General features: G+C 72.4%; 11 protein-coding genes. 7 read left to right on the top strand and 4 right to left on the bottom strand.

Annotation, left to right across the window (positions count from 1 at the left end; genetic code table 11):
* Nucleotides 1–87 precede the first annotated feature (87 nt).
* Nucleotides 88–933 (top strand): transglutaminase family protein, encoded by an 846-nt coding sequence (locus tag AWX74_RS01685; protein ID WP_091270789.1) that lies wholly within the window; start codon nucleotides 88–90, stop codon nucleotides 931–933.
* 28 nt (nucleotides 934–961) lie between these two features.
* Here the strand turns inward: AWX74_RS01685 and AWX74_RS01680 are convergent, their stop codons facing one another.
* Nucleotides 962–1,156 (bottom strand): ferredoxin, encoded by a 195-nt coding sequence (locus tag AWX74_RS01680; RefSeq protein ID WP_091270787.1) that lies wholly within the window; start codon nucleotides 1,154–1,156, stop codon nucleotides 962–964.
* A 218-nt stretch (nucleotides 1,157–1,374) separates the two neighbouring features.
* Nucleotides 1,375–1,941, bottom strand: coding sequence for a YceI family protein (locus AWX74_RS01675; RefSeq protein ID WP_006538890.1), 567 nt, complete (start codon nucleotides 1,939–1,941; stop codon nucleotides 1,375–1,377).
* A 219-nt stretch (nucleotides 1,942–2,160) separates the two neighbouring features.
* Here AWX74_RS01675 and AWX74_RS01670 point away from each other — a divergent pair, with 219 nt between their 5' ends.
* The 4 genes from AWX74_RS01670 to AWX74_RS01655 are packed head-to-tail and all read left to right on the top strand — an operon-like array spanning nucleotide 2,161 to nucleotide 7,266.
* A complete protein-coding gene (locus AWX74_RS01670) occupies nucleotides 2,161–3,408 on the top strand; it encodes a ComEA family DNA-binding protein (protein ID WP_091270785.1) in 1,248 nt (415 codons plus the stop codon).
* Nucleotides 3,409–5,901: a ComEC/Rec2 family competence protein gene (locus tag AWX74_RS01665; protein WP_091270784.1), complete on the top strand. Its 2,493-nt coding sequence runs from the start codon at nucleotides 3,409–3,411 to the stop codon at nucleotides 5,899–5,901.
* A 40-nt stretch (nucleotides 5,902–5,941) separates the two neighbouring features.
* The gene (gene holA, locus AWX74_RS01660; protein ID WP_091271126.1) at nucleotides 5,942–6,979 is read left to right on the top strand and encodes a DNA polymerase III subunit delta; all 1,038 of its coding nucleotides are present in this window, start codon (nucleotides 5,942–5,944) and stop codon (nucleotides 6,977–6,979) included.
* Complete coding sequence (locus AWX74_RS01655) at nucleotides 6,976–7,266, top strand: hypothetical protein (RefSeq protein WP_226930716.1); 291 nt, start codon at nucleotides 6,976–6,978, stop codon at nucleotides 7,264–7,266. The genes holA and AWX74_RS01655 overlap by 4 nt, the downstream gene beginning before the upstream one ends.
* 163 nt (nucleotides 7,267–7,429) lie before the next feature.
* On the opposite strand, the gene rpsT is transcribed toward AWX74_RS01655, so the two are convergent.
* Complete coding sequence (gene rpsT, locus AWX74_RS01650; protein ID WP_006538885.1) at nucleotides 7,430–7,696, bottom strand: 30S ribosomal protein S20; 267 nt, start codon at nucleotides 7,694–7,696, stop codon at nucleotides 7,430–7,432.
* A 345-nt stretch (nucleotides 7,697–8,041) separates the two neighbouring features.
* On the opposite strand from rpsT, the gene lepA reads away from it, so the two are divergent.
* Nucleotides 8,042–9,901, top strand: a complete 1,860-nt coding sequence (gene lepA, locus AWX74_RS01645; protein ID WP_091270782.1) for a translation elongation factor 4 — start codon at nucleotides 8,042–8,044, stop codon at nucleotides 9,899–9,901.
* A 215-nt stretch (nucleotides 9,902–10,116) separates the two neighbouring features.
* Here lepA and AWX74_RS01640 read toward each other — a convergent pair whose 3' ends face one another.
* Nucleotides 10,117–10,320, bottom strand: a complete 204-nt coding sequence (locus AWX74_RS01640; RefSeq protein ID WP_091270779.1) for a hypothetical protein — start codon at nucleotides 10,318–10,320, stop codon at nucleotides 10,117–10,119.
* Nucleotides 10,321–10,550: 230 nt separating this feature from the next.
* Here AWX74_RS01640 and hemW point away from each other — a divergent pair, with 230 nt between their 5' ends.
* Complete coding sequence (gene hemW, locus AWX74_RS01635) at nucleotides 10,551–11,780, top strand: radical SAM family heme chaperone HemW (RefSeq protein ID WP_091270777.1); 1,230 nt, start codon at nucleotides 10,551–10,553, stop codon at nucleotides 11,778–11,780.
* The last annotated feature ends 256 nt before the right edge of the window (nucleotides 11,781–12,036 follow it).

Here is a 12,036-nt window from a genome sequence, read left to right as displayed (position 1 = left end):
CCGGTGGGCCGCGGTGCCGGGCCTCTCGGGGCTGGGCTGTACGGGGCTGGGGGTTACGGAGCTGAGGGGACGAGGAGACACGCGACGATGAGCTGGCAGATCCGGATCGAGCACTCGACGGGCTACCGGTATGCGAGCCCGGTGATCTCCTCGTACAACGAGGCGCGGATCATCCCCCAGACCGGGGACCGCCAGCTGACGCTGGAAGCCACGGTACGGACCGAACCGGCCTCGTCCACCTACCGGTACTGGGACTACTGGGGGACCCAGGTCACCGCCTTCGACCTGCACACCCCGCACACCGAGCTCGTCGTCACCGGGCGTTCGGTGGTGCAGACGGCGCCCGCGCCGCAGCCGCCGGTGGACGTCCCGAGCTGGCGGGATCTCGCCGACGACACCGTCGCGGACAGGTTCGTCGAGTTCGTCCGGCCCACTGCCTCGACCCCGGAGCACCCCGAGCTGGTCGCGGCGGCCCGCGAGCTCGCCGCCGCCCACAGCCCCGCGGACTTCCTGCCCGCCGTCGGTGACTGGGTGCGGGAGAAGCTGACCTACCAGCCCGGGACGACGGAGGTGCGCACGTCCGCCGTCGAGGCCTGGGAGCAGGGGGTAGGGGTCTGCCAGGACTTCGCTCACCTGGCCCTGGTGCTGATGCGGGCCGCGGGCCTGCCGGCGCGGTACGTGTCGGGCTACCAGCATCCGTCGGCGGACGCCGAGGTGGGGGAGACCCTCAGCGGGCAGAGCCACGCCTGGGTCGAGGGCTGGCTCGGCCAGTGGTGGGCCTTCGACCCGACCAACGGGGTACCGGCCGGTGAACAGCATGTCGTCGTCGCACGCGGGCGTGACTACCACGACGTGCCGCCCCTGCAGGGTGTGTACTCGGGCGGTGAGTCGACGTCCCTCGGCGTGACGGTCGCGGTGACCCGCCTGGGCTGAACCCAGGGATGAACGCCCAGCCGCCCGATCAGGCCTCGAGGACGGTGATCGCGTCGGTCGGGCAGGCCTCGGCCGCCTCATCAAGATCGTCTCGGAGGTCCTCGTCGGGCTCCTCGTCGCGGAGATAGAGGTAGCCGTCGTCTCCGAGCTCGAAAACATCGGGTACTAGCTGGACGCAGGTACCGCTGCTCGCGCAGCGGTCGAAGTCGACGTGGACCTTCATCCGTTCGCTCCGGGGCTGGTCGCGGCCTCGATCGGGAGCGATGGTCCCACAGCGCGGCGGCCCGCGTCCGCGCTCTCGGCAACATGTCGACGACACGGCCTGGAGCACGGCGCGAGGTGCGCGCCTCGCGCCGTGCTCCAGGCCGCCGTCCGCGCTCTGTGATCTGCGACGTGGCCCTCGCGGCCCACGGTCCGTGGGCTGTGGCCGCGGGCCCGACGTCAGACCGACTTGATCGCGGAGACGTCCAGCTCGATCTTGATCTTGTCGCTGATCAGCACGCCACCGGTCTCCAGCACGGCGTTGAACGTGATGCCGAAGTCCTTGCGGCTGATGCTCGTCGCGCCGGTGAAGCCGGCCCGGATGTTGCCGAACGGGTCTTTGGAGCTGCCCTCGAACGTGATCGCGAGCTCGACGGGCCGGGTGACGCCGCGGATGGTGAGGTCTCCGGTCAGCACGTAGCTGTCCTCGTCGGAGCCGGTCTTCGCGCCGGTGCTGACGAAGGTGATCGTCGGGAACTGCTCGACGTCGAGCAGGTCGGCCGACTTGACGTGCCCGTCGCGGTCGGGGGTGCCGCTGTCGAACGTGGCCGTCTCGATGGTCACGTTCGCGGTCGACGCGGTCGGGTTGGCGCCGTCGAGCTCGAGGGTTCCCTGCACGCCGGTGAACTGGCCGCGCACGGTGGTCACCATCGCGTGGCGGGCGGCGAAGCCGATCCGGGTGTGCGCGGGGTCGAGGGTCCAGGTGCCGGTCAGGTCGGTCAGGGGGGTGCTGGCTGGAGCGGTCATCGCGGATCTCCTCGTGGTGGTCGTCGCGTGTTGGTGTTGGTGTCGGTGTCGCTCGCCGTGCCGCCGAGCCTGCTGGCGGGCCCGGCTTCGTTCGGTACGTTACTTGAGCCGTCAACCAAAGTGTTCGCGGGTCCATTCCGCATCTGTGGATGAGAAACGGATGTCCACAGTGAGTCGCCCCGGCGCCACGGGCGGCCGGATTGTTCCTACGTTGCGTGCATGAACAGGCACTCATCGCGTCAGGGGAGCTGCAGGGGTGACACAGCCGGCGGTGGTACCCACCACGTCGGCGGTGGCACCCACCACGCCGATCACGCCAGTCAGGCCGCCGCCGTCCACGTCGACGACGCCGTGACCGAACCGCTGGGGCGGTCCTGGCCGGCGTTCCCGCCGTCAACTCGGCATCCGGGCCGGGGCACCGGCTCGCTCGGCGAGCTGGACGCCGGCTGGACCGGCAGCGGCTCCGACAAGGGGTCCGACAACGGGTCCGACGGCTGGTCGGACGACTGGTCGGACCTCGACGTCGACGGCTGGTCCGACGAGTGGGCGGGCGGCCGGTCGATCGAGAACCGGCGCCAGGCGCATCCTGAGGATCTTGGTGATCGTGACGGTCCCGAAGCTTCGGGGGATCCTGACGACGCCGGCCACGCTGGTGGTGCTGGTGGTCGCCGCGGCCTGGAGGGCCACGACCGGCGCGGGAGGCACCGCCAGCTGTCCGACCGCCTGCCGCCCTCGCTGCGCGGTGCGATCCTCGCGCCGAGCGCGCGGGCGGCCCTCGTGCTGGTCGTGGTAGCCGTCGCGGCCGCGGCGACCGCCGGCTGGCTGGCCTGGCGCGGCCGGCCGGTGGAGCTCGCCTCGAAGGGGCCGGGCCAGTCGGCTCTCGTGGCGCAGGAGGCCACGACGACCGCGCGGCCGGCCGCGGGCTTCTCGGTTTCGGGTGCGTCGGCGCCGGCCGTGCCCACCTCTTCGTCCGGGCATCCGGCTGGCACGGAATCCGAGGCCGGGCAGGAGATCGTCGTCGACGTCGCCGGCCGGGTCGCCCGGCCCGGAGTGGTGCGGCTGCCGGCCGGCTCCCGGGTCGTCGACGCGCTGACCCTGGCCGGCGGAGCGCTGCCGGGTACCGACACGACCGGGCTCGCGCTGGCCCGCGTCCTGACCGACGGCGAGCAGATCCTGGTCGACGGCCGCGCGGGGCCGGCGCCACCACTCTCCGGGAGCGGGCAGGCCGCCGCAGGCGCGGCGGGTGGGGCAGGTTCGGCTGCGGGTGGCGGTCAGGCGCCGCTCGATCTCAACGCCGCGACAGCGAGCCAGCTCGACGAGCTGCCAGGCGTGGGCCCGGTCCTGGCCCAGCGGATCGTCGACTGGCGCGCCGCGAACGGGCCCTTCACGTCAGCCGACCAGCTGGGCGAGGTCACCGGGGTCGGGGATCGGCGGCTCGCGGATCTGCTGCCGCTGGTGACGGTCTGAATGGTCTCCGTCGTCATGGAGGTCGGCGTCGGTCTTCCGGCCGACGCGAAGGACGCGCCCCGAGATCGCCTCGACCTGCGCCTGGCTGTGCCGGCCGGCGCGGTCTGGGCCGGCGCGGCGCTGGGCGGTTACTGGGTGCCCAGCCGGGAGCTCCTGGGATGCGTTGCCGTCGTTCTGGCCGGCTGCGCGCTCGCGGTGCTCGCCGGGGCCTGGCAACGGGGCGGCGGGCCGGCCCGCGCGGCTGCCGGGCCCGGGCGGCGGCTCGCCGGCTGCGTCGCCGTCGCCTTCCTCGCGGCGGGGCTGCTGATCGGAGGCACGGCCGGGCGGGCGAGGGCGGTCGGGCCGCTCGCCGCGCTGGTCCGCGCCGAGCGGACGGTGGAGGCCGTCGTGGTCCTCACCGACGATCCGAAGGTCTCGCGGCCGCCGGCCGGGGCCACCGGCACCGGTGCGGGAGGTCCGGGCGGTGCCGCGTCAACGGCCACGGCGCGAGCCCGTCTTGAGGCGGTCACCGGCCCTGAGTACCGGGTACGTGCCGCGGTTCCCGTGCTGCTGGTCGGGCGGGCGGGCTACCTCGCGGCCTACCTGCCGGGGCAGCGGCTGGCGGTTCGGGCCACGCTCGCCCCACCAGGGCCGGGCGAGACAATCGCCGCGGTCCTGTTCGCCCGGGCGCCGCCCCACCCGCAGGGGCGGCCGCCCATGGCACAGCGGGCGGCCGGGTGGTTGCGCGCGCGCCTGCGTGCGGCGGCGAGTGTGGTCGCCCAGCCAGCGGGCGGGCTGCTCCCGGCCATGGTCGTCGGTGACACCTCGAAGCTCGACCCGGAGCTGAAGGACGACTTCCGCGTCGCCGGCCTGAGCCACCTCACCGCTGTCTCGGGAGCGAATGCCGCCATCGCCACCGGTGCCGTCCTCGTCGTCCTCGGCCGTACCCGGCTCGGCTCGCGGAGCAGGGCGTTCGCCGCCGCGGCGGCGCTTGTCGGCTTCGTGATCCTGGCCCGGCCGTCCGCGAGCGTGGTCCGAGCGGCGGCGATGGGGCTGGTGGGCCTTGCGGCGCTGGCGGCCGGGCGGCCACGTGCCGTTATGGCCGCACTGGCGACGGCGGTGCTGGCTGTCATCGTGCTGGACCCGACCTTCGCTCTCTCCGCCGGCTTCGCGCTGTCGGTGCTCGCCACCGCCGGGATGGTCGTCTGGGGGCCGGGCTGGTGTGACGGGATCGAGCGGCGGCTCGCGGCGCGCCGGCCGCAGCGGTCGCGCCGCCTGCTCGCCGGTGCCACCCGGATCGCGCAGGCGGTGGCCGTCGCGGCGGCGGCCCAGCTGGCGTGCACTCCGGTGCTTGCGTGGCTCGGCGGTGGCATCAGCCTCGTCGCCATCCCGGCGAACGTGATCGCGGCGCCCGCGGTCGCGCCAGCCACCCTGCTCGGCCTGCTCACCATGGCCGTGGCCACACTGCACCCGTCCGCGGCCGAGCTGTTCGCCCGGCTGGCGGGCCTGCCGTGCCGGTGGCTTGTGCTGGTCGCCGGCCGGGCGGCCGACCTTCCGGGGGCGGCGATCGGCTGGCCGTCCGGGCCGCTCGGCGCGGTGGCTGCGCTCGCCGGGGTCGTGCTGGCCATCGCCCTGGCACGGCGTCCGCCGACCCGCCGGCTGCTCGCCGCGGCGCTCGCGAGCCTGCTGGTGGCACGCCTTTTCCTGGTGCCGAGGCTGGCGGGCTGGCCACCGGCGGGCTGGCGGCTCGTGGCCTGTGACGTGGGCCAGGGCGACGGGCTGGTGCTACGGGCCGGAGCCGGCTCGGCGGTCGTGGTCGATGTCGGGCCCGACCCCGAGCTGATGGCCACCTGCCTGGCCGATCTCGGGGTCCGGCGGGTGCCGCTTCTGGTGCTCAGCCACCTGCACGCCGACCATGCGGCGGGTCTGAGCGGGGTGCTGGGCCGGATGCCGGTGGGCGAGATGATCGTGAGCCCGCTGCCCGAGCCGACGGAGCAGTGGGCCGAGGTCGAGCGCGGTGCCCGGGCGGCGGGGGTCACGGTCCGCTCGGTGCTCTCGGGCTCGGCCGGTGCGTCCGGCACGGTCGGGGATGTCCGCTGGCAGGTCATCGGCCCGCAGCGGGTTCTGCGTGGCACGGCCAGTGATCCGAACAACGCCAGTCTCGTGCTGCTCGCGGAGGTCGGTGGCGTGACGATGCTGCTGAGCGGGGACGCGGAACCGCCGGAGCAGCGCCAGGTCGCACGGGCCGGCGCGGTGACGGTGGACGTGCTCAAGGTCGCCCACCACGGCTCCGCTGATCAGATCCCGGAGTTCCTGACCGGGACGGGCGCGCGGGCCGCCCTGATCAGTGTCGGGGCCGGGAACACATACGGGCATCCGGCGGCCGCGACGCTGGCGAGCCTGCGCGCGGCCGGGATCACCGTCGGCCGGACCGACCTGCACGGCGCGGTGGCGGTCGTCCGGCAGCCGTCCGGCCGGGTGGCGCTGGTGGCGCGTCGGCCCGGTCGGATGTGAGGGCGGCGGGGGTGGCGTGAGGGCGGCGGTCCGGCGTGACATGCTGATCCGCGTGCCACAGCCCGCTGCCCCGCCGCCGCTGGTCGTCGTGAGCGGTGACGAGGAGCTTCTCGTCGCGCGTGCCGTGCGGGAGGTCCTCGCCGCCGCTCGGGCCCGCGACCCCGAGGTCGAGATCGTCGATCGCGCACCGGGCGAGCTCACCGATGCCGACATGATCGATCTCGGTGCCACCTCGATGTTCGGCGGTGGGCGGGTTCTGGTCGTCCGTGGTGCCGCCGAGCTGCCGGAGGATCTGCGGGATGCGTTGCTCGCGTACGTCGGGCGCCCGCTCGACGACGTGACGCTGGTCGTGGTGCACAGCGGCGCGGTGAAGAACCGCAAGCTCGTCGACGTGATGAAGAAGGCCGGCGCCAAGGTCATCCCGGCCGCGAAGATCACCCGGCCGCGTGATCGGCATGACTTCGCGGTCGCCGAGATCCGGCGGCTGGGCGGCCGGACGAGCGACGGCGCGATCCAGGCACTGCTCGACGCCGTGGGCGGCGACCTCCGGGAGATCGCGGCCGTGTGCGACCAGCTCGTGGCGGACACCGATGGTGTGATCGACGAGGCCGCGGTGGGTCGCTACCACCGTGGGCGTGCCGAGACCAGCGGCTTCGCGGTGGCCGACGCGATCATCGGTGGTGATCTCGCGGGTGGGCTCACCCTGCTGCGTCAGGCTCTCGAAGGCGGTACCGCCCCGGTGCTGATCACGAGCGCCATCGCGGGTGGCCTGCGAGATCTGGCCCGGGTGGCGGCGGCCGGCGGCGGATCCAAGTGGGATATCGCCAAGGCTCTCGGGATGCCGGACTGGAAGGTCGAACGGGCCCAGCGATCCGCCCGTGGCTGGTCGGACGCCGGGCTGGCCCGGGCGATCCGGGCGGTCGCGGTGGCCGACGCGGGCGTGAAGGGCGCGGCTGTGGATGCGGGGTACGCGCTGGAACACCTGCTCCAGGAGGTCGCACGAGCCCGGGGCCGGTCGGTCGGCACCGAGGAGCGTGGCCGGGCGGAGTTCGCCGGCCGGGGAGGACGAGCACGATGAACACGTCGACAGGTCAGCCGCCAGGAGGGCAGCACCGTGACTCCGGTGGGCCCGGGGCGTCCGGTGACGGGCACGAGCAGGTTCCACCCGGTGGCATGTTCGGCCTGCGGGTGCTGCCGGCGGGCTGGATGCGCATGCTGGTCGTCACCGCCACCGTGCTGGTGACACTGGTCATCGCGATGGGTGACCTGGCCAGCGCCTGGGTTCTGTTGGTGCTCCCGCTGGCGGTTGCGGCACTGGTCGCCTACGCCGAGGTGCTCGAACGCACCCTGGACCGCGACGGCTGAGTGGGCCCGCACTGAGATCGAGCGGGCCCGCACTGAGAACGCCGAGCGGACCCCCGAGCGCGGGCGGTCGCCGCACGCGGTCGCCCCGGGCATGACATCGCCCCGGGCATGACAAGGGCCGGGATCTTCCCACTGGGAAGCCCGGCCCCGACCCGACAGGACGTCAGGCGCTGATGCCCGCGTTCGCCTTCGCCATCGCCGACTTGCGGTTGGCGGCCTGGTTCGGGTGGATGACACCCTTGCTGGCGGCCTTGTCCAGCTTCTTGGCGGCGAGACGGAAGGCGGCGTCGGCGCGCTCCGAGTCACCGGCCTCGACGGCGTCGCGGAAGCGGCGCACGTGGGTCTTCAGCTCGGACTTCACGGCCTTGTTGCGCAGCCGTCGCTTCTCGTTGGTGAGGTTGCGCTTGATCTGCGACTTGATGTTGGCCACGCGGGAGAACCTCTGGGTGTCGAGTCGGGATGGTACGTGTGGAGGCCCGCCGTGCAGAAGATCTCAGCCACCCCGAGATCTCACACCGTCCCGGCGACTCGGGCTGCCTCAGGACCCCGGAGCCAGATGAACTGGTCAACTCCAGGACCCGCAGGCTGCCCCAACCAGGGCCCACAGCGAAGCGCTACCGACATTATCAAACGAGCGAGCGGTGCCGGGTGCGGGGCGCGGCCAGGGGGCGGCCGGCCTGTGCCCGGCGCGGCGGCCTGTGCCTGGCACGATGGAGGCCTGGCACGATGAAGCACGCGAGACAGACCGACGAGCAGCGAAACGAGACCAGCCCGCGTGTCCGAAGCACCGCACGAGGCAGCCGGCGTCGACCCGGCGTCGATCCGCAACTTCTGCATCATCGCCCACATCGACCACGGCAAGTCCACGCTTGCCGACCGGATGCTGGGCGTGACCGGCGTGGTCGAGGCCCGCAACATGCGGGCCCAGTACCTCGACCGGATGGACATCGAGCGCGAGCGTGGCATCACGATCAAGGCGCAGAACGTCCGGCTGCCGTGGCGGGCGGATGACGGTGCGGACTACGTCCTGAACCTCATCGACACGCCCGGCCACGTGGACTTCTCCTATGAGGTGAGCCGCTCGCTGGCCGCCTGCGAGGGTGCGGTCCTCCTGGTCGACGCCGCGCAGGGCATCGAGGCCCAGACGCTGGCGAACCTCTACCTGGCGATCGAGAACGATCTCACGATCATCCCGGTGCTCAACAAGATCGACCTTCCGGCCGCGCAGCCCGAGAAATACGCCGAGGAGATCGCGACGATCATCGGGTGCGATCCGGGTGACGTGCTGAAGGTCTCCGGCAAGACCGGGCAGGGCGTCCCGGAGCTGCTCAACGAGATCGTCCGCCGCATTCCGGCGCCGAGCGGCGACCCGGACGGCCCGACCCGCGCGATGATCTTCGACAGTGTGTACGACATCTACCGCGGTGTTATCACCTATGTCCGGGTCGTGGACGGGACGCTGTCGACCCGTGACCGGTGTCTGATGATGTCCACCGGCGCCAGCCACGAGACGCTCGAGGTCGGTGTCATCTCCCCGGAGCCGCGACCGACGGGCTCGCTGTCGGCGGGCGAGGTGGGCTACGTCATCCCCGGGGTGAAGGACGTCCGCCAGGCCCGCGTCGGCGACACCATGACCTCGGCGCGCCGGCCGGCGACGGAGATGCTCGGCGGGTACCGCGATCCGCGTCCGATGGTCTACTCGGGCCTCTATCCCCTCGACGGCAGCGAGTACCCGGCCCTGCGCGAGGCGCTGGACAAGCTGCAGCTCAACGACGCGGCACTGACCTTCGAGCCGGAGACCTCGGCGGCGCTCGGGTTCGGCTTCCGCTGTGGGTTCCTCGGCCTGCTGCACCTGGAGATCGTCCGTGAGCGGCTCGAGCGCGAGTTCGACCTCACGCTCATCTCGACGGCGCCGAACGTGGTCTACCGGGTGGTCATGGAGGACGCCTCCGAGGTCACCGTGACCAACCCCAGCGACTGGCCCGGGGGCAAGATCGCGGAAGTGTACGAGCCGGTGGTCGAGGCGATGCTGCTGCTGCCGACCGACTTCGTGGGCGCGGTGATGGAGCTGTGCCAGGGCCGCCGCGGTGTGCTCCAGGGCATGGACTACATCTCCACGGACCGGGTGGAACTGAAGTACACGCTGCCCCTCGGTGAGATCATCTTCGACTTCTTCGACGCGCTGAAGTCGCGCACCCGCGGCTACGCGAGCCTCGACTACGAGCCCGCGGGCGAGCAGGCGTCCGATCTGGTCAAGGTGGACATTCTGCTCCAGGGGGAGGCCGTCGACGCCTTCTCGGCGATCGTGCACCGGGAGAAGGCCTACACGTACGGGGTCGCGATGACCTCGAAACTCCGCGAGCTGATTCCGCGCCAGCAGTTCGAAGTGCCGATCCAGGCCGCGATCGGCAGTCGGATCATCGCCCGCGAGAACATTCGCGCCATCCGCAAGGACGTGCTCGCCAAGTGCTACGGCGGTGACATCAGCCGCAAGCGCAAGCTGCTGGAGAAGCAGAAGGAGGGCAAGAAGCGGATGAAGACCATCGGTCGGGTGGAGGTCCCGCAGGAGGCCTTCATCGCCGCGCTGTCGACGACGGAGAGCCCGAGCTCGTCGGGGTCGAAGCCGGCGCGCTGACGGGGCGCGGGTGCGTGGCCTGGCCTGGTAGCGGCCCGGCCGGCCGCCGGGCGTGGCTGGCACGGCAGGCACGGCTGGCATCGTGAGGTGCCGCCGCCGGGGCTCCGATGTCCGGCATCACGTGCCGGACATCGGCGGCTCCGGTCGCGGTGCCGCCCGGCGCGTCAGCGGGTCGGGCCGGCGGGTCGGGCCGGTGGGGCAGACGGTGTCCGCGGTCAGACGGTGTCCGCGGATGGGCCGATCCGGGGTACGCGGATCGGCTCGGTGGCCGGCTCCGCCTCCGCGAAGCCGAGCGCCAGGACGGATCCTGACCGGTACTCCGTGGTTCGTGGTGGTAGCAGTTCCTCGACGGTCACGATTCCACTGGTGAGCTCCTCCTGCATGGTCGGATCATTTCGCAGCCAACTCGACTGAGCCATGACCGGTTGCCCACCGTTTGGCCCTGCCACTGTCAACAGATCGCAAACATGTGATTCCGGCCCCGAGCGGGCGCCGACGGTGCCTCGGATGGCGCATTCGGGCGGCCCGTGAGCCTCCTTGTCCGATACTGGTCCTGATGTCGCCAGGTGATGATCGAATCACTGTGGTGGGGCCTGTTGACAAAACAGAGCGTTGCGGTCTGTGCGCGCGTTGGGAGCACACTGGGGTCATGCCATCCAAGCCTCTCGAAGGGGCGCCGGCGCCCGTCGACGGCGCACTCCCCGACGCCGCGCTCGCCACGGTCGGTTCCCGGCCGTTCGGCGTCTACGTTCACGTCCCGTACTGCGCGGCACGCTGCGGCTACTGCGACTTCAACACCTACACCCCGGCCGAGCTCGGTGCGGGCGGCCAGGGTGGGGCCACGTCCTTCGTCGACTCCATCGCCACCGAGGCCCGCCTCGCGCGTTCGGTTCTGGGTGAGCGGGAGCTGCCCGTGGCGACGGTCTTCGTCGGCGGTGGCACCCCGACGCTGCTGCCCGCCTCCGATCTGGCGAAGGTGCTGCGGATCCTGGACGACACCTTCGGCCTGGCGGGCGACGCGGAAGTGACGACCGAGGCCAACCCGGAGTCCGTCGACCTGGAGGCACTCGAGCATCTGCGGGCCAGCGGATTCACCCGGATCTCCTTCGGCATGCAGAGCGCCCGCCCGCACGTGCTGGCCGCGCTGGACCGTCAGCACACTCCCGGCCGGGTCGCCGAGGTCGTGGGCTGGGCCCGCCAGGCCGGCTTCGAGCAGCTCAGCCTCGACCTGATCTACGGCGCGCCGGGGGAGTCGGAGGCAGACTGGGCGGCCAGCCTGGAGACGGTCATCGAGCTCGCTCCGAACCATGTCAGCGCCTACTCGCTGACGGTGGAGGAGGGCACGAAGCTGTCCCGGCGGGTCCGTCGCGGCGAGCTCCTGGAACCGGATGACGACCTGCTGGCGGATCGCTACCTGCAGGCGGACGAGGCGTTCGCGGCCGCCGGGCTGAGCAACTACGAGATCAGCAACTGGTCCCGCGATCGGGCCTCCTGGTGCCGGCACAACCTGGGCTACTGGCGGGGCGACGACTGGTGGGGCCTGGGTCCGGGCGCGCACAGCCATGTCGGTGAGGTCCGGTGGTGGAACGTCCGCCACCCCACCGAGTACGCGACGAGGGTCGGCGCGGGCCGCAGCCCGGCCGCCGCCCGTGAGGTGCTCGACGCCGCCGCGCAGCGGGTCGAACGGGTCATGCTGGGGGTGCGGCTCGTCGAGGGTCTCGAGACGGTCGCGCTGTGCGATCGGGGGCGGGCGGCGGCCGACGAACTGGCGGCTGACGGCCTCATCCTCGACCGGGAGCTCGCGGCGGGGAGGGTGGCACTGACCCGCCGCGGTCGCCTGCTGGCCGACACCGTGGTGCGTGCGCTGCTGCCCGACTGAGTGGTGGCCCTCACCCGACTGGGCGGGGCGGCCACCCGGCCGGGCCACGGTGCCAGCCCGGCTGGGTGGCGGCGCGGCTACCCGGCTGGGCGGTGGCGGTCACCTGACGAAGCTGTGACGGTCGCCTGACGGAGCTGTGACGGTCGCCTGACCAGGCTGTGACGGTCGCCGAACGCGGGTCTGGTCACGATGGCTGCTCCGACCAGGGCGGGAAGCTACACTTGGCACTCGTGGCGGAAGAGTGCCAGGGCAGGTG

Origin of the sequence: Parafrankia irregularis (assembly GCF_001536285.1) — a bacterium.
In the GTDB taxonomy this organism is placed as follows: Bacteria; Actinomycetota; Actinomycetes; order Frankiales; family Frankiaceae; genus Parafrankia; species Parafrankia irregularis.
Note: the sequence above shows the minus strand (reverse complement) of the source record. Positions and strands in the feature narration are given on the sequence as shown.

Bases quoted from the DNA above. Each gene is read 5' to 3' on its own strand.
- AWX74_RS01685 (WP_091270789.1), top strand. From the start codon at position 88: ATGAGCTGGCAGATCCGGATCGAGCACTCGACGGGCTACCGGTATGCG.
- AWX74_RS01680 (WP_091270787.1), bottom strand. From the start codon at position 1,156: ATGAAGGTCCACGTCGACTTCGACCGCTGCGCGAGCAGCGGTACCTGC.
- AWX74_RS01675 (WP_006538890.1), bottom strand. From the start codon at position 1,941: ATGACCGCTCCAGCCAGCACCCCCCTGACCGACCTGACCGGCACCTGG.
- AWX74_RS01670 (WP_091270785.1), top strand. From the start codon at position 2,161: ATGAACAGGCACTCATCGCGTCAGGGGAGCTGCAGGGGTGACACAGCC.
- AWX74_RS01665 (WP_091270784.1), top strand. From the start codon at position 3,409: ATGGTCTCCGTCGTCATGGAGGTCGGCGTCGGTCTTCCGGCCGACGCG.
- holA (WP_091271126.1), top strand. From the start codon at position 5,942: ATGCTGATCCGCGTGCCACAGCCCGCTGCCCCGCCGCCGCTGGTCGTC.
- AWX74_RS01655 (WP_226930716.1), top strand. From the start codon at position 6,976: ATGAACACGTCGACAGGTCAGCCGCCAGGAGGGCAGCACCGTGACTCC.
- AWX74_RS01640 (WP_091270779.1), bottom strand. From the start codon at position 10,320: ATGGCTCAGTCGAGTTGGCTGCGAAATGATCCGACCATGCAGGAGGAG.
- hemW (WP_091270777.1), top strand. From the start codon at position 10,551: ATGCCATCCAAGCCTCTCGAAGGGGCGCCGGCGCCCGTCGACGGCGCA.